Annotated in this window: 14 protein-coding genes and 1 pseudogene; 14 read left to right on the forward strand and 1 reads right to left on the reverse strand. The window is 48.4% G+C overall.

The genetic code is table 11. The features are described from left to right. Positions 1-18: 18 nt before the first annotated feature. Positions 19-861, reverse strand: a complete 843-nt coding sequence (gene phnC / locus QVF11_RS07740; protein ID WP_287856085.1) for a phosphonate ABC transporter ATP-binding protein — start codon at positions 859-861, stop codon at positions 19-21. Positions 862-1,786: 925 nt separating this feature from the next. Here phnC and ecpR (QVF11_RS07745) point away from each other — a divergent pair. The 14 genes and pseudogenes from ecpR (QVF11_RS07745) to QVF11_RS07805 all read left to right on the forward strand — a co-directional run. Then, on the forward strand, positions 1,787-2,329 hold the full coding sequence (gene ecpR, locus QVF11_RS07745; protein WP_112214042.1) for an ECP biosynthesis operon DNA-binding transcriptional regulator EcpR: 543 nt from the start codon (positions 1,787-1,789) through the stop codon (positions 2,327-2,329). A 155-nt stretch (positions 2,330-2,484) separates the two neighbouring features. After that, a complete protein-coding gene (gene ecpA, locus QVF11_RS07750) occupies positions 2,485-3,072 on the forward strand; it encodes a common pilus major fimbrillin subunit EcpA (RefSeq protein ID WP_287856087.1) in 588 nt (195 codons plus the stop codon). Positions 3,073-3,132: 60 nt separating this feature from the next. Then, positions 3,133-3,801: an EcpB family pilus assembly chaperone gene (locus tag QVF11_RS07755; protein ID WP_112214044.1), complete on the forward strand. Its 669-nt coding sequence runs from the start codon at positions 3,133-3,135 to the stop codon at positions 3,799-3,801. A gap of 25 nt (positions 3,802-3,826) precedes the next feature. Beyond that, positions 3,827-6,352, forward strand: coding sequence for a fimbrial biogenesis outer membrane usher protein (locus tag QVF11_RS07760; RefSeq protein WP_142512243.1), 2,526 nt, complete (start codon positions 3,827-3,829; stop codon positions 6,350-6,352). Between the two features lie 19 nt (positions 6,353-6,371). Further along, positions 6,372-7,985 carry a fimbrial adhesin EcpD gene (gene ecpD / locus QVF11_RS07765; RefSeq protein ID WP_287856107.1) on the forward strand — a complete coding sequence of 538 codons (1,614 nt, stop codon included), beginning with the start codon at positions 6,372-6,374 and terminating at the stop codon, positions 7,983-7,985. Then, entirely contained in the window at positions 7,954-8,658 is a 705-nt protein-coding gene (locus QVF11_RS07770; protein ID WP_287856091.1) for a fimbrial biogenesis chaperone, read from the forward strand. The genes ecpD and QVF11_RS07770 overlap by 32 nt, the downstream gene beginning before the upstream one ends. 676 nt (positions 8,659-9,334) lie before the next feature. Next, on the forward strand, positions 9,335-9,877 hold the full coding sequence (ecpR, locus tag QVF11_RS07775) for an ECP biosynthesis operon DNA-binding transcriptional regulator EcpR (protein ID WP_287856093.1): 543 nt from the start codon (positions 9,335-9,337) through the stop codon (positions 9,875-9,877). Between the two features lie 105 nt (positions 9,878-9,982). Next, positions 9,983-10,570, forward strand: coding sequence for a common pilus major fimbrillin subunit EcpA (ecpA, locus tag QVF11_RS07780; RefSeq protein WP_287856095.1), 588 nt, complete (start codon positions 9,983-9,985; stop codon positions 10,568-10,570). A gap of 60 nt (positions 10,571-10,630) precedes the next feature. After that, positions 10,631-11,299, forward strand: a complete 669-nt coding sequence (locus tag QVF11_RS07785) for an EcpB family pilus assembly chaperone (protein WP_112214050.1) — start codon at positions 10,631-10,633, stop codon at positions 11,297-11,299. Between the two features lie 25 nt (positions 11,300-11,324). Beyond that, a complete protein-coding gene (locus QVF11_RS07790) occupies positions 11,325-13,850 on the forward strand; it encodes a fimbrial biogenesis outer membrane usher protein (RefSeq protein ID WP_287856097.1) in 2,526 nt (841 codons plus the stop codon). After that, positions 13,840-15,477, forward strand: coding sequence for a hypothetical protein (locus QVF11_RS07795; RefSeq protein ID WP_287856098.1), 1,638 nt, complete (start codon positions 13,840-13,842; stop codon positions 15,475-15,477). Before QVF11_RS07790 ends, QVF11_RS07795 begins: the two co-directional genes overlap by 11 nt. Beyond that, complete coding sequence (locus tag QVF11_RS07800) at positions 15,446-16,150, forward strand: fimbria/pilus periplasmic chaperone (protein ID WP_287856100.1); 705 nt, start codon at positions 15,446-15,448, stop codon at positions 16,148-16,150. Before QVF11_RS07795 ends, QVF11_RS07800 begins: the two co-directional genes overlap by 32 nt. A 102-nt stretch (positions 16,151-16,252) precedes the next feature. Further along, entirely contained in the window at positions 16,253-16,414 is a 162-nt protein-coding gene (locus tag QVF11_RS28615; protein ID WP_353738513.1) for a common pilus major fimbrillin subunit EcpA, read from the forward strand. Between the two features lie 825 nt (positions 16,415-17,239). After that, positions 17,240-18,362, forward strand: a pseudogene (locus QVF11_RS07805) (hypothetical protein); the annotation flags it as partial.

Genomic DNA, 18,362 nt, shown 5'->3' on the forward strand with positions numbered 1-18,362 from the left:
TGCCCGTGTGAGTGAAATTTAATGCAATTGGCTAATTTCATCGCCATACAGCCGATGCAGAATATCCTGATTTAGCTGCGTGGGATGGTCGTCAAAAATAATCTTGCCTTTGGCTACGCCGATAACCCGGGTGCAGTATTCACGCACCAGTTCCACCGAATGCAGGTTTACCATCACGCTGATGCCCTGTTCGCTAATTTCACGGAGGACATTCATTATTCGCTGCGTATTTTTCGGATCCAGAGAAGCGACCGGTTCATCGGCCAGCAGAATGCCAGGGTTTTGCATTAGCGCTCGGCAAATAGCGACACGCTGCATCTGACCGCCGGAGAGGTTTTCCGCCCGCTGTAGCGCGTGCGGCAGCATATTCATCCACTCCAGCAGAGAGATAGCGCGGGCCCGGTCGGCATCGGGGAAAACTTTGAATAATGATTTCAGAGTTGAGGTTTGGCTCAGGCGTCCCAGCAGCACGTTGGTCAAAACGTCAAGACGCGGAACCAGGCAGAAATCCTGAAAGATCATCCCGCACTGGCTGCGCCAGGCATTTAACGCGCAGCCTGTCAGCTTTGATACATCCTGTGGCGTCCCCACTTCCGGATAGCTCAGGATCTCGCCGCCGCTGGTGCTGTGGGTACCATTCAGGACATGTAATAGGGTGGATTTGCCTGCACCGGATCGGCCAATCACGCCAACCAGCTCGCCCGCATGAAGATCGAAACTAATGCTATCCAGTACGGTTTGCTGTGCGCTATAGGATTTGCTCAGGTTGCGTACGCTCAGGACCTTCCGCTGCCGGTCGGTAGACGGTGGCGTAAACTGTTGATAATCGGTTTCCGCAACCGCAGCCAGAGAACTGTTCATAAATGCGTCCAGGTTCGTCAGTAAACTGGGCACTATTAATGGTGTTTTTTATGACTGCCAGATGACAGTAAAGCGAACAAATAGTGAACGGATGTAAAAGACAAACGTCTTTATAGGTAAAAAAGTACGTGAGGGATCACATTTTTTCATCTAATCCCGGGAGGCGCGATCTGTTCAGCTACCTTTATTACGCTATTTGTTAATAAAAATACCGATACAATTTTCCTCTGATGGGGACAGGGCGTTTTGTGCAACATTAATCACAAACCGCAAACCCAGGTTTATCGGGAAAACGATTCCAGATGTCCGTACGATCTTGTGCTCTAAGTCGGTTTAATCGAATAGATAATGTTTTAGTGATTGATTACGATTTGCATTAGTAATTTTTTAGTCTGATTTTATGCCTTTTGTGCGGCATATAAAACTGATAATAAGCATTGTTAATGAAATTATTATCTATTATTTAATCATTTATTGGTTTTATGTTCTTAATTCATGTATTTGTTCGGATTTTTGGCTTTTTAAAACAACTACCAGCTTAAGAATAGTCTTAAGTTAATATAGATAAGATCTTAGGTTAGATAGTAATCGATTAAGAATTTACGTATAAGTCATCAATAACCACATGAAAATAAATGGTTTTTGTGTTTAACTCAATATTCTTATTTTTATTCTCAAAGGCTAAATTGACCTGGTCGGCAATTAGCATTCACCACGCTTATTGACACTCATCGAGAAAAATCCTAAATTTGTAAGCACAAGAAACAAGCAATTTATTTAGTGTTATCTGTCTCAAGTAATACTATTTGGATTTTATATTGGATATCTATTAAAGAGGGATTTGCTGACTTAGACTTTGCAGGCCTGGGCTATCAGCAGTGTGTGATATGTTCGAGATTTCCAGGACTATGGGGTTTAACTTTATATGGATCATAAATGTTCTTTAGATAAGTGCATCTGGCCTGCGCATGATAATTATTTTATGACGGGTCTGATTGAGCTTATTTTAGATATCGATAAACTAATTTATCTGCCACTTGCGAAAGTGTGTCAGGAGTTTGTTTTTATCAACCTTAGCGCCAGTTCTCTGAACTATTTTATCCGACGTGATAGCGAGTGGCTGGCAGAAATGAAAGGAAAGCAGATCGTGCTTATCGCCGCAAGGCGATCGGAAGCACTGGCCAATTACTGGTATTACAATGGATCAATTCGCGGTGTAGTTTATGTTGATTTGACCAAAGATATTCGTCAGGAACTGGCTTACGTTATTAATGGACGTTTTCTGCGTAAAGATATAAAGAAAGAAAAAATTACCGATAGAGAAATGCAAATAATTCGCATGACGGCTCAGGGAATGCATCCGAAATCTATCGCCAAAGTTGAAAATTGTAGTGTGAAAACAGTTTATACCCATCGACGTAACGCCGAGGCGAAACTGTATTCAAAAATTTATAAGTTAGCGCTCTAATTAGTAGTGAACATTGTTTTTAAAAATTGTGCACCAGGTCGTTATACCCAAAATAATTAACGTCACAGGCAATATTTATGTGGCTTGAGCTATGGCGGGAAATGCACACAGACGTGGGACATCAAGTCCCTAAATAAACTCAGGATGAAAATGCTATGAAAAAAAAGGTTCTTGCAATTGCTCTGGTAACCGCGTTTGCCGGTATGGGTGTCGCTCAGGCTGCTGACGTTACTGCTCAGGCAGTCGCTACCTGGTCTGCAACCGCCAAAAAAGATACTACCAGCAAGCTGGTGGTGACTCCGCTGGGCAGCCTGGCTTTCCAGTATGCCGAAGGGATTAAAGGCTTTAATACCCAGAAAGGCCTGTTTGATGTTGCTATCGAAGGTGATACCACCGCGACTGGCTTCAAACTGACTTCTCGTCTGATCACTAACACCCTGACTCAACTGGATACCTCAGGTTCCACCCTGAACGTAGGCGTTGATTATAACGGCGTAGCGGTAGAGAAAACCGGCGACACCACCATGATCGACACCGCTGCTGGCACACTGGGTGGTAACCTCAGCGCGCTGTCCAACGGCTACAACACCGCTGGCCGTACTACTGCGCAGGACGGCTTTACGTTCTCCATCATCAGCGGCACCACTGATGGTACTGCGGACGTGACTGACTACAGCACGCTGCCGGAAGGTATCTGGAGCGGCGACGTCAGCGTTCAGTTCGACGCAACCTGGACCATCTGATCCTCTCGACGTACCTGGCAGGGAGATTTCTCCCTGCCTTATTTCACGGACTGAATTCATATGAAAAATCACATTCTGGCCATCGGCCTGTTGCTCTGCGGAATGACGCCAGCTCTGGCGCTGGATGTGGGCGATATCTCTTCATTTATGAACAGCGACAGCAGCACGCTGAGTAAAGAGATCAAAAATACGACCGACAGCGGTCGCCTAATTAACATCCATATGGAACGCCTCACCTCACCGCTGGATGGCGGCAAAGTGATCCCGATGGATAAGCAGGACGAGATTTTACTGACGCCCGCCAGTCTGCTGCTGCCGGCGAAGGCCAGCGACGTGATCCGCTTTTTCTATAAAGGTCCGGCGGATGACAAAGAGCGCTATTACCGCATCGTCTGGTTTGATCAGGCGTTAAGCGACGCCCAGCGCAACGGATCGACTCGTAGTGCGGTGGCGACGGCTTCAGCGCGCATTGGCACCATCCTGGTGGTGGCTCCGAGAAAGGCGAACTTCCGCTACCAGTATGCGGACGGGAAGCTGGTGAATACCGGTAACGCCACGCTGCGTATTCTTGCCTACGGCCCGTGCCTGAAAGCGGCGGATGGCAAGGAATGCAAAGAAAACTACTTTCTGATGCCGGGGAAAGAGCGCCGTTTTACGCGCGTCAATGTGGCTGACAAAAAAGGACGGGTCGCGCTCTGGCAGGGCGAGCAGTTTGTTCCCGTGAAATAGACATTTGTGCTGACGGATCAAGACTATGCCTCTACCAGGGATCTCCCCAGGATTAAAAAAACTCCTTGCCTCCGGCATGGTCATTTTGCTGGTTCCGCTCAGCGCCACCGCCGCAGCCGATAAAGTACAACAAATCGGCGGCGTGATTATTCCCCAGGCTTTCAGTCAGGCTTTGCAGGACGGGATGAGCATCCCGTTGTTTATCCACCTTGAAAGCAGCACCGGTACTCAGGACGATCAAAGAATTGGTAACGCCTTTATCTGGCTGGATAATGGCGTTCTGCGCGTGCGGCAGATTCAGCTGGAAGAAAGCGACAGCAATGCGACCGTGAGTGAACAAACCCGAAAGCAGCTGACTTCGCTGGCGAATGAAGCCTTCAGCAAAGACCTTAAAATCAATCTGACCGATGACGCGCAGCTGGAACTTAGTCTGCGCCAGCTGCTGCTGCAGCTGGTGGTGAAAAAAGAGGCACTGGGTACCGTGCTGCGTTCCCGTAGTGAGGATATTGGTCAGTCCAGCGTTAACACCGTCAGCAGCACCCTGAACTATAACCTCGGCGTTTATAACAACCAGATGCGCAATGGCGGCAACAACACCTCCAGTTATTTGTCGCTGAACAATGTCACCGCGCTGCGCGAACATCACGTTGTGCTGGACGGCTCGCTGTACGGCATTGGCTCCAGCAGCCAGGACAGCGAAGTTTACAAGGCGATGTACGAGCGCGATTTCGCCGGTCACCGCTTTGCTGGCGGGATGCTCGATACCTGGAACCTGCAATCGCTTGGCCCAATGACGGCTATTTCAGCAGGGAAGATCTACGGGGCTTCATGGGGCAACCAGGCCAGTTCGACGGTGTTTGATAACACCCAGTCGGCCACCCCTGTGGTTGCCTTTTTACCCGCCGCAGGGGAAGTTCATCTTACCCGCGAGGGACGGCTGGTGAGCGTGCAGAACTTTGCCATGGGTAACCACGAGGTGGATACGCGTGGCCTGCCATACGGGATTTACGATGTTGACGTTGAAGTGATTGTGAATGGTCGGGTAGTCAGCAAACGCACCCAGAGAGTGAATAAACTGTTCAGCCGTGGGCGAGGTGCAGGAGCGCCGCTGGCATGGCAGTTCTGGGGTGGCAGCTTCCATATGGACCGCTGGTCCGAAAGCGGTAAAAAGACGCTCCCGGCCAAAGACAGCTGGCTGGCAGGAGCTTCGGCCTCGGGTTCGGTCAGTACCTTCAGCTGGGCGGCGACCGGCTACGGCTATGATAACAACGCGGTTGCCGAAACCCGTCTGACGCTGCCGCTCACTGAATCTATCAATGTGAATCTGCAAAATATGCTGGCCAGCGATAATTCATGGAGCAGCATCGGCAGCATCAGCGCCACGCTGCCCGGCGGGTTCAGTTCGGTCTGGATCAACCAGGAGAAAACTCAAATCGGCGATAAGCTGCGACGCAGTAATGCTGATAACCGGGCAATTGGCGGTACGCTGAACCTGAATTCACTCTGGTCAAAACTGGGAACGTTTAGCATCAGCTATAACGATGATCGCCGCTATAACAGCCATTACTACACCGCAGATTATTACCAGACGCTCTATACCGGAGCGTGGGGATCAATGGGGCTGCGTGCGGGGATCCAGCGTTTTAATAACGGCGACAGCAGCGCGAATACCGGGAAATACATTGCGCTCGACTTTTCGCTGCCGCTCGGCAACTGGTTCAGCGCCGGGATGACGCACCAGAACGGTTACACCATGGCTAACCTGTCGGCGCGTAAACAGTTTGATGAAGGCAGCATTCGTACCATTGGTGCCAATATCTCACGGGCGATTTCCGGCGATACCGGCGATGACAAAACCCTCAGCGGTGGCGCCTATGCGCAGTTTGATACCCGTTATTCCACCGGTACGCTGAACGTGAACAGCGGCGCGGACGGCTATGTGAACACCAACCTGACCGCCAACGGCAGCGTCGGCTGGCAGGGGAAAAATATCGCCGCCAGCGGGCGCACCGACGGCAACGCCGGGGTGATTTTCAATACCGGTCTTGAGGATGACGGCAAGCTGAGCGCGAAGGTTAACGGGCGGATCGTGCAGCTTTCCGGCAAGCGTAATTATCTGCCGTTGTCGCCGTACAACCGTTATGAAGTTGAGTTGCAAAACAGTAAAAACTCGCTTGACAGCTACGACATCGTCACCGGGCGTAAGAGCCAGCTAACCCTGTACCCGGGAAACGTGGCGGTCATTGAGCCGGAAGTGAAGCAGATGGTGACCGTTTCCGGACGTATTCGCGCAGAAGACGGCACGTTGCTGGCAAATGCCCGCATTAATAATCATATCGGGCGAACCCGTACCGATGAGAAGGGTGAATTTGTGATGGACGTGGATAAAAAATACCCGACCATTGATTTCAGTTACGGTAAAAACCAGAGCTGTGAAGTGGCGCTGGAGTTAAGCCAGGCGCGCGGCGCGGTGTGGGTGGGCGATGTGGTTTGCAGCGGCCTTGCGACCTATGCCAGCGTGCAGCCGACAGGAGAAGGTAATGAAAGCTAAGTGGCTGGCATATTTTGTGATGTTAACGGCGGCGCTGTGTGTGATGCGGGTTAACGCGGCGATAACAAAAACCACTTGGCCTGATGCGGCGGCCATGCAGTTTGTGTTTGTGGAAAACAACTCGGACGATAACTTCTTTGTCACCCCCGGAGGCGCGTTAGATCCGCGAATGACCGGGGCGAACCGCTGGACCGGGCTGAAATATAACGGCTCGGGCACCATCTATCAGCAGAGTCTGGGCTATATCGACAACGGCTACAATACCGGATTGTACGCCAACTGGTTCTTCGATATGTGGCTGGATAACTCGCCGGCTTCTCATCCCTTACTCGGTCTGCGTTGTATCAACTGGTATGCGGGCTGCGATATGGCGACCAGTCTGATCCTGCCGCAAACCAGCGATGCCAGCGGTTTCTATGGCGCGACGGTGACAACTGGCGGGCAAAAGTGGATGCACGGCATGATGTCTGACTCTTTTTACCAGTATCTGCAACAGATGTCGGTGGGCAGCAGTTTCTCCATGACCATTAACTCCTGTATGACTTCCGTCAGCTATAACGCCAGCAACGGCGAACGCTGTAAAGATCAGGCTTCAGGCTACTGGTATGTGCGTAATGTCACTCATACCAAGGCCGCAAACCTGAAGCTAATTAATACTCATGCGCTGGCGGAAGTGTTTATCAATAGCGATGGCGTGCCAACGCTGGGGGAGGGCAATGCAGACTGCAGGACGCAGACTATCGGAACCCGTTCCGGCCTGAGCTGCAAAATGGTGAATTACAATTTGCAAACCAACGGCCTGAGTAATACCTCTATCCATATTTTCCCGGCGATCAGCAACTCGTCGCTGGCTTCTGCGGTGGGTAGCTATGATATGCAGTTCAGCCTGGACGGTAATTCATGGAAGCCGGTTAGCGGCATAGCCCAGTACTATACGTTCAATGAGATGAAATCATCTGATTCTGTTTATGTATTCTTCTCGAGTAACTTTTTTAAGCAGATGGTGGCGCTGGGGATTAGCGATGTTAATACGAAAGATCTGTTTAATTTCCGTTTCTATAACACCACCTCGCCAGAGTCAGGGTGGTATGAGTTTTCCACCTCCAATACGCTGATAATTAAACCGCGCGATTTCAGTATCAGCATTATTTCCGATGAGTACATCTCTGCGCCGACGCGTGAGGGCTATGTAGGCAGCAGCGAACCGTCGCTGGATTTCGGCTATATTGTTACTACCAGCGGTAAAACCGCCGCCGATGAAGTGCTAATTAAAGTGACTGGTCCGTCACAGGTTATTGGCGGGCGTTCATACTGTATTTTTAGTTCCCCGGACGGGACGTCGGAAGTGCCGTTCCCGGCGACACTGGCATTTCTTACCCAGGCAGGAACCACCAAAACTTATGATGCCGGGTGCGATGATACCTGGCGCGATATGACCGATGCGCTATGGTTAACAACCCCCTGGACCGATATTTCCGGCGATACGGGACAGATGGATAAAACAACGGTGAAGTTTTCCATTCCGATGAATAACGATATATCGCTGCGCACGGTGGATGATAACGGCTGGTTTGGTGAGGTGAGTGCTTCAGGAGAGATTCATGTCCAGGCAACGTGGCGTAACATTAATTAATTGGCTGCCAACAGCCTTTTGTCTGCTGGCGCTGTGGGCATCCTCAGCGGCGCAGGCTATCTCCGTCGGCAACTTAACTTTTTCACTGGCGGCAGACGCAGAATTTGCCGCTAAACGGGTGATAAATAATAACAAGAGCGCGCGTCTGTACCGCGTTTCAATCGTGGCGATTGACCGTCCTGGCGGTAAGGAAGTGCGCTCGCGTCCTGCTGACGGCGAACTGCTGTTTGCCCCACGTCAGCTGACGTTGCAGGCAGGCGAGAGCGAATATTTTAAGTTTTACTACCACGGGCCGAAAGATAACCGCGAACGCTATTACCGGGTTTCATTTCGTGAAATCCCCCCCCGTAATTATGTGATGCGCAATCCCGGCGGTACCGAGGTCAGCATGGAGCCGGTGGTGGTGATGGACACCATTCTGGTCGTTCGACCGCGCCAGGTTAATTTCAAATGGGCCTACGATCGTGCCGCCGGTACCGTCAGCAATACCGGCAACACCTGGTTTAAGCTGCTGATCAAGCCCGGATGTGACACGACGGAAGAGGAGGGGGATGCATGGTATTTACGGCCCGGCGACGTTGTCCGCCAGGCTACGCTGCGCCAGCCAGGGAACCACTACATCATCTATAACGATAAGTTTATTAAAATGACTGACGATTGCCCGGTGAAGTAACCGGGAACACGCAGGTAAAAGTGAGTTAATGCATAACTTAAAATGATCTGTCTTCGCTTTGTGATGTTCCTTTGTTTGTTTTTTTATGAAGCCATCATCCTCAAATCCCGCCTTTTTATGAATGTTATGAAGTGACGTTTTTGTATCCCGAATATATATAATATTCCATCAGTAAATAATTCACAATGACTTTTATTTTCTTCTGTATTATTTATTTTTTGTATTTATTCTATTATTCCTAAGGGAATTCCTAATGAATTTCGGGAAAATTCCTGGGTAGAGTGAATTGAGGATTTTTTCATTTAACTGTTTTTATTTATCTTATTGATAATTATTGTTTTTATTCGTTTTTTATTTTTTAAAATTAAATATTTCTAACGTTTTTTTGTTATTTTATTTTAGCTGTTTTAATGTTTGGTATGTGAATTTAGATTTTACCCTTCCTTCATGTTGACTCATGTTAATTAAACACATAAATTCTTAAGCGCAGAAGGGATATTTCATTTCTTAATTCTGTAAATATTCACTGTGTTTATGTTTTATTTTGATTTATGCACATTATAGATTATTTTTCTGTTTATATTTGGCTATTTACCGAGGAGTGAGGGAAACCACTCCCTGCCCCATTTTAGCGTTAGGGAAATCGGTAGGATCATGGAGGAGGAATGCGTGATATATGGACTATCAATCAGGTTTACGGTTATGCATTTGGCCGCAGGAGGACCGTTATTTTGTTGATGGATTATCCGAGATTATTTTTGAAATCAGAGAGCTAATTTACCCTTCCCTGGAAACTATACGGGATGATTTTATATTTATTAATATCAGCCCAAAGTTTATGTGCCACTTTATCAGCCATGAACGTCAATGGTTGAGGCAAACAGAGAAAAAACAGGTGGTATTAATTGCCGCCACGCGGTTAGAGGCACTGGCTAATTACTGGTATTTCAATAGCCAGGTCAGAGGCGTGGTTTATGCGGATTCGCTACGCAATGTTCGCGATGAATTATCCCGGGTGATAAATGGCCGCTTTTTGCGCTCGGATATTAAGAAAGGTAAAGTGACTAAAAAAGAGATGCAGATTATTGGTCTTCTTGCACAAGGTATGCAGCCTAAGTCTATTGCCCGAATAGAGAATTGTAGTGTGAAAACGGTATATACCCATCAGCGCAATGCTGAGGTAAAGCTGTATTCAAAGATAAATCGAATAGCCATTTAATATTTTAGAAACTAATTTTACCGTTATTATTGAATTCGCGCATTAATGATTAATGCGCATGGATGTGGGCATTATGCCCTTAATTTTTACTCAGGATGAAATGTTATGAATAAAAAGATTATTGCCGTTGCTCTGGTCGCTGCGTTCTCTGGTATGGGCGTTGCGCACGCGGTTGATACGACTGCTCAGGCTGTAGCCACCTGGTCTGCCACGGCGAAAAAGGACACAACCAGCAAGCTGGTTGTGACTCCGCTGGGTAGCCTGTCGTTTCAGTACGCAGAAGGTATTAAAGGCTTTAACACCCAGAAAGGCCTGTTTGACGTTACCATTCAGGGCGACACAACCGCAACCGGGTTTAAGCTGACTTCTCGTCTGCTTACCAACACCCTGACCCAGCTGGACACCTCCGGCTCTACTCTGAGCGTGGGCGTGGCTTACAACGGTGTGGCTGTTGATAAAACCACGGACACCAAGATGATAGACACTGCAACTGGCATTCTTGGCGGCAACCTCAGCGCGTTGTCTACTGGTTATAATCAAACTGGTCGCACCAGTGCGCAGGAGCTCTTCACCTTCTCCATCATCGAGGGTACCACTAACGGCACCACGGCGGTCACTGACTACAGCACGCTGCCGGAAGGTATCTGGAGCGGCGACGTCAGCGTTCAGTTCGACGCAACCTGGACCATCTGATCCTCTCGACGTACCTGGCAGGGAGATTTCTCCCTGCCTTATTTCACGGACTGAATTCATATGAAAAATCACATTCTGGCCGCTGGCCTGTTGCTCTGCGTAATTTCGCCGGCTATGGCGCTTGACGTCGGTGATATATCTTCGTTTATCAACAGCGAAGCCAGCGTGCTGAGTAAAGAAATTAAAAATCCCACCGACAGCGGGAGACTGATCAATATTCACGTTGAACGCCTGACGACGCCGCAGGAAGGTGGAAAAGTCATCCCGATGGAGAGCAAAGAAGAGCTTTTACTGACTCCTGCCAGCCTTCTGCTGCCGGCGCAATCCAGCGAATCGATTCGTTTTTTCTATAAAGGTCCGATGGATGAAAAAGAGCGCTATTACCGCATCGTCTGGTTCGACCAGGCTTTAAGCGATGCCCAGCGCAACGGCGGTACCCGTACTGCGGTGGCCACCGCTTCAGCCCGCATTGGTACCATTCTGGTGGTTGCCCCGCGCAAGGTGAATTTCCGCTATCAGTACAGCGACGGAAAGCTGGTGAATACGGGCAATGCCACGTTACGCATTCTTGCCTACGGCCCGTGCCTGAAGTCAGCTGACGGTAAAGAGTGCAAAGAGAATTACTACCTGATGCCGGGAGAGAATCGTCGTTTTACCCGCGTCAATGTTGCGGATAAAAAAGGGCGAGTTGCGCTCTGGCAGGGCGAGCAGTTTGTGCCCGTAAAATAATAGGTTATAGAAACGGGATAAGGATATGCCCTCACTTTGGAACGCCTCTGGCCTGCGAACAATCCTTGCCTCCGGTTTTGTTATTGTTTCAATTCCTTTCTGTGTTGACGCGGCCTCTAAACCGGCACGTCAGATTGGTGGTGTGATTATTCCCCAGGCCTTTGGTCTGGCACTGCGTAATGGGATGAGCGTTCCATTGTTTACCCACCTCGAAGGTAGCTCCGGCACCCAGAATGACCAGCGGCTTGGTAGCGCCTTTATCTGGCTGGATAATGATTCTCTGCGGATCCGCCAGATTCAACTGGAAGAAAAAGAAGAAAATGCCTCACTTAATGCGACTACCCGGCAGTTACTTGCTGAGATAGCCGACGCTCCCTTCAGCGACGAACTGCGTATTATCCTGACGCCTGATGCCCGGCTACAGTTCGACCTGCGCCGCCTGCTGTTACAGCTGGTGGTGAAAAAAGAAGCTCTGGGTACCGTACTGCGCACTCGTAGTGAGGATATCGGCCAGTCCAGCGTCAACAAGATCAGCAGCACCCTTAACTATAACCTCGGAGTGTATAACAACCAGATGCGTAACGGCGGTGATAACACCTCCAGCTATTTGTCGCTCAATAGCATGAGCGCTTTACGCGAACACCATATCGCGATTGATGGGTCGATTTACGGTGCCGGGACCCGCAACCAAAACAATCAGTTGTATAAAGCGATGTATGAGCGGGATTTTTCTGGTCACCGTTTTGCTGGCGGGATGCTGGATACCTGGAACCTGCAATCGCTGGGGCCAATGACCGCCATTTCGGCGGGGAAAATTTACGGTGCTTCGTGGGGTAATCAGGCCAGTTCGACGGTCTTTGATAACACCCAATCGGCGACGCCGGTGGTAGCCTTTTTATCTGCGGCGGGCGAAGTGCATCTGTCGCGCGACGGGCGGTTGCTGAGCGTACAGAACTTCGCAATGGGTAACCATGAAGTGGATACGCGCGGGCTACCGTACGGGATTTACGACATTGACGTAGAAGTCATTGTTAATGGTCGCTCAGTGAGTAAGCGCACTCAGCGGGTCAATAAATTGTTCAGTCGGGGACGCGGAGCCGGAGCGCCTCTGGCCTGGCAATTCTGGGGCGGCAGCTTCCATATGGACCGCTGGTCGCAGGGCGGCAGAAAAGCGCAGCCCGCGAAAGATAGCTGGCTGGCGGGCGTTTCGGCATCGGGATCGTTGAATACCCTCACCTGGGCTGCATCAGGCTACAGCTATGACACCACTGGCGTGGGAGAAACGCGGTTTAGCCTACCGCTGACCAGTGCGATTAGCATCAATATGCAGAACATGATGGCCAGCGATGGCTCCTGGAGCAGCATTGGCAGCGTTAGCGCTACGCTCCCCGGTGGTTTCAGCTCTGTCTGGGTTAACCAGGAAAAAACGTCGGTTGGTGATACGCTGCGGCGCAGCGATGCTGATAACCGGGCTATCGGTGGATCGTTAAATCTGAGTTCTCTATGGTCAAAACTGGGAACCTTCAGTATGAGTTATAACGATGATCGCCAGAATAATAGTCATTACTATACGGCGGATTATTACCAGAATATTTACAGTGGTGCTTTTGGTTCATTGGGACTGCGTGCGGGCATCCAGCGTTTTAATAATTCAGGTTATAACAACAATACCGGTAAATATATCGCGCTTGACCTGTCTCTGCCGCTCGGTAATTGGATTAGCGGTGGGATATCGCACCAGAATGGCTATTCGACAGCCAACTTGTCAGCGCGCAAGCGCTTTGATAAAGGTCCGATCCGCACCATCGGCGCCAACGTCTCACGGGCGATTTCTGGCAACACCGGCGATGACAAAACGCTCAGCGGCGGTGCCTATGCGCAGTTTGAGACGCGTTATGCTAACGGCTCGCTGAATGTGAACAGCGGCGCGGATGGTTATGTGAATACCAACCTGAACGCCAGCGGCAGCATAGGCTGGCAGGGGAAAAACATTGCGGCCAGCGGAATGAGCGAAGGCAATGCCGGGCTGATCTTAAATACCGGTCTGGAGGATGACGGCCAGCTAAGCGCGAAGATTAACGGGCGATTCTTTCAACTCTCCGGAAAGCATAACTATCTGCCGCTATCACCGTATGGCCGGTATGAAGTGGAACTACAGAACAGTAAAAACTCGCTCGACAGTTACGACATCGTGAGCGGGCGTAAAAGCCGGCTGACGCTCTATCCAGGCAACGTGGCGGTGATTGAACCGGAAGTGAAGCAAATGGTAACCGTCTCCGGGCGCATCCGCGCGGAGGACGGCACGTTATTGGCCAACGCTAGCATCAGCAACCACATTGGGCGTACCCGCACGGATGAAAAAGGCGAGTTCATCATGGATATAGATAAGAAATTCCCGACCATCGACTTCAGCTACGGCTCAGACCAGCGTTGTGAAGTGGAGCTGGATCTGAATCAGGCGCGTGGCGCGGTTTGGGTCGGCGACGTGGTGTGCAGCGGGCTGAGGACCTATGCCGGAGTTGTTTTGGAAGATAAAAATAATGAAAGTTAATCATTTGTTATTAATTTTTGCCTTGCTGGGAGGACCGATTTCGGCAATGGCTATAGGGGTTACGACGTTGCCCCCACAATCCGGAGAGGTTGCGCTCGTTGAGAACAATATTGATGGCGATTATTTTGTGTCAACAGGGCCGGGATCGAACCCAATATATATTGTCGGTCCAAGTCGTATCAGTGATGCCATGGTAGCAGCCGGAAATTCGGGGGAGTTTCCGGGAGTGATAGGTACCGCTCAGGCAATTGTGGACACGTCAAATATATTCGATCTGTGGCTGGAAGGTGCTCCAGTCGCATCCCCTTTCGCGGGTCCGGCATGTGTGTCTAGTGGTTGCTCTACAGCGGTAACCGATGGTAAAGGGGTTTATGGAATTGTATATGGTAGAAATCAGGCAGTGCTGTTGTCTGGGTTGATATCGGATGGTTTTTATCAGTATCTCCGGCAGATGACGATAGGAAGTCATTTTTCTATGACCTTGAATGGATGCAGGGCGTATAGTCCTTTTTACGATGCGAACAGAGGAGAACGCTGTAAAGACGATGGGGTAAATGCTACCTGGGAAGCGACTGAGGTAACCTTCACCAAGGGTGCTCATCTGAGGCTAAACAATATCGGGTATACTGATGAGATTTTTATCAATAGTGATGGGGTGCCGACGCCAGGCGATGGCAATACTGACTGCCGAGTACAGATTGTCGGAGGCAAGTCTGGGCTGGCTTGCAAAATGGTTAGTTATAATCTGCAAACTAACGGCGCAAATAGTACGTCTTTTCGGTTATATCCGTCGTTAATTAACTGGACTCTGAAATACGAGATCGCGAAAGATGATATGCAGTTCAGTTTAAATGGCAGCTCCTGGCTGCCAGCAAGTATTACTACAAGTGGTGGCATGGAGAAACCTAATGACTATTACACCCTTGATGACCTGAAATCTTCTGAATCTATTTACGTCTTCCTCTCTAATGATTTTTTTAAAAAAATGGTGGCGATTGGGCTCAGTGATACTAGTAGTCAGGAGTTGTTTAATTTTACTATAGTAAGTCGAACGGAGAATGTGGGGGTGGGGGCTGTTTATAACTTCTCTACGTCCAACTCTTTAACTATCAAGCCACGTGAATTCGGTATTAGCATTACTTCTGATGATTATAGCGAGTCACCAACGCGAGAGGGTTATGTTGGCAGCGATAAACCATCACTGGATTTTGACTATATTGTCGCCACTACGGGAAAAACGGCTGCTGATGAGGTGCAAATCAAAGTAACCGGCCCATCACGTACGATAAATGGGCGTGCGTATTGTATTTTTAGTTCACAGGATACGCAGGATAAAGTCCCTTTTCCGGCAACCCTTTCGTTTACGACCAGGAATGGTAGTAAGAAAACCTTCGACGCGGGGTGTGATGGGCGCTGGCATGATATGACGGACGCGCTATGGGCAAGCTCGGCGTGGACAGATATCTCTGGTGAACCCGGGATGATGAATACTGCGACGGTTAAGCTGTCTATCTTGATGAATGAAATAATATCAATGCGTATTTTGGATAGTCTCAGTGGCTGGTATGGCGAAGTCAGCGCTTCAGGTGAAGTACATGTTCAGGCGACGTGGCGTGACGTTCAATAATTTATTCCGTATAGCAGCCTGTGCGTTGGCGTTGTGGCTGCCGTCAGCGAGCCAGGCGATCTCGGTGGGAAATCTGACCTTCTCTCTCTCCCCGGAAGACGAATTTGCTGCAAAGCGGGTGTTGAATAACAACAAAAGCGTACGCCTGTATCAGGTCTCGGTCATTACTATTGACCGCCCCGGCGGCAAAGAGGTGCGCTCGCGTCCAGCGGATGGCGAGCTGCTGTTTTCCCCCCGGCAGATGACCCTTCAGGCGGGAGACAGCGAATACTTTAAGTTTTATTACCACGGGCCGAAAGATAACCGCGAACGCTACTATCGGGTCTCATTTCGCGAAATTCCTACTCTTAACCATATCGCGCGCAATGCCTCCGGGGCGGCGGTCAGTTTAGATCCGGTGGTGGTGATGGATACTATCCTGGTGGTGCGCCCGCGCCAGGTTAATTTCAAATGGGTTTACGATCGTGCCGCCGGTACCGTCAGCAATACGGGGAATACCTGGTTTAAGCTGCTGATCAAGCCCGGCTGCAACACAACGGAAGAGCAGGGAGATGCATGGTATTTACGGCCAGGTGATGTTGTTCGTCAGGCGACGCTGCACCAGCCGGGGAATCACTACATTGTCTATGACGAGAAATTTATAAAAATAACCGATGAATGTTCGGGTAAGTGATTTTTCAGCGCCAAAAATCTACGTGCAGGAATAAAAATCAGATGATCAAAAATCGATCTATTGCCTGAATAGAAAACGGCCGCATACCCTACCAACATCAAAATGATAGATACAGCTGCTGGCATTTTGGGCGACAATATTAGCGCGCAGTCAGGCTGTTACAATCATTTTGATCGCACCAGCGCTGAGTATTCCCTCACTTTCTGCATCAAGGGTACCCTGACGATACTACGGAAGTCACTGACTACGGGGATGATATCTTGAGCGGCGACGCCAGCGTACGGTTTGATGCTACCTGAACGAATGAATGTACTTTTCTGCCAGACCGTGTCGTTTAATTAATTGATTTTTTTGTCATATCATAGCGGGACATTTTTCCTTCGCCTTTTTCATTGAAGGAATTCTGATGAAAAGTCGTATTCCGACCATTGTTCTCCTTCTATACGCAATACAGCACACTCCTGATGCCACCGACATCCACGCTAAAGCTAAGTCGCGCGAAAGGAATTAAACAGTATTTTTCAGATAATAATCAATCATCACCTGCGGGAATGTTATAGTTGATAAAACCAGTGCTGATGTCGGTGATTGGCCCTTGCTGTTGGCCCCTGTTGTTATTACGATTACTCCCTCTTTTTGGGACTAATAAAAGGCCGTTTTTTTATCTTGAATTAATATTATATCCAATATGAAATGAAGGTGATATTTTATTTTCAGGGAGTGGTTATTTCATCTTGCTTCTCTTTCTGTGACTATTCTTAATTTGTTTGGGTAATAATCTTAAGTATTAATTTTTGTTTTAATTTTTTATTTAATTCATTGATATTGTTGATTTTTTATTTGTTTGTTTTTAGTAATTCTAATAATGATGTAGTTTTTCCTTTAGCTGTTCTTACAATAACTTGTTCACTTTGTCTTTTTCTTCTCTTCGGTATTGACTCATTTTTAATAAACACATAGTCTTCTTTTTTCAAATAATATTATATGTCATGATCTCGATTTTGCAATCAGAGTTTCTCCATACATTTAATCGATTTTTCATATGCGCAGGAAATATATCTTAAGATTTTTTTAAGGGGCGGGGACGTGGTGGCAATTAATAACTTCATTTTACTGGCGGTGCTTTGGGTTGTATTTTGTTTTACCTCGTTGGAAGTTGAGGCATACGGAAAGTATACTATGCCAGCAGTGTCTCAGTCGTTTGTTTTTATCGAAAATAGTGATGGTGGCTACTTTGTCGCAAGTAGTGACGGCCAACGGTCAATAATTGAAGGTGCTAATGTCTGGAATGATGAACTGAAAACCGAGAGGCAGCAGCTCGGTTTGGGACTGATGAGTCAGATTATTAATCAGTCCGTTATGAGGGATTCATACTATGATATGTGGATAGAGAATTCACCGGTGTCATATCCGCTTACCGGGCTTGCTTGCGACATAAGAAGTGCTCCGGATGCAAATTGCAATCTTACAGCAAGCATAGTACAGCCTCAGGCATCATCAGTTATTGATGAAAATGGTTTTTATGGGGTTGCGGTTTCAGGAGAGCTTTTCGAGTATGGAGGAACACTGTCGAGTAGCTTTTATTCGTATCTGAAACAAATGGCCGTGGGAAGTAGCTTTACTATCACGATAAACCAGTGTTGGGTGGATTCTGCCAACTATGTTAATCGTTGTGCAAATGATTATTCAAGTGGCTTCTGGTATTCGGCTAAGGTGACTTTTACGAAAAGTGCACATATGAAAGTGCTGCATAACGGAGAAACTGATGAGGTTTTTATTAATAGTGATGGGGTGCCAACGCCGGGTGATGGAAACGTAAACTGTAAGGTACAGATCGTCAATACTCAATCAGGAATGGTTTGTAGGTTGCTTGATTACACTCAGCAGAGTACAGGTCAGATTAATTCCTGGGGTAGTTTTTACCCAATGATGATCAACTGGCCATTGGTAGTGGCCCTGGCTCCAGGCGATATGTTGTTCAGTCCTGATGGCAGCCGTTGGGTAGATACATTGCAGCATGGCCAAAACAACGTTTCGTATAAAGATCTGCAATCATCAGGTTCTTTTTATATCTTCTTTTCGAATAATTATTTCAAAAAAATGGTGGAATTGGGCAATAGCGATACAGATATTAAGGATATATTGGATTTCCGTTTCGCTAAGGAAGGTGCGAATAAGCAGGTCATTTCTTCCCAAGCTGACTCGCTGATTA

The organism is Klebsiella sp., assembly GCF_027492335.1.
Classification (GTDB): domain Bacteria; phylum Pseudomonadota; class Gammaproteobacteria; order Enterobacterales; family Enterobacteriaceae; genus Klebsiella; species Klebsiella huaxiensis.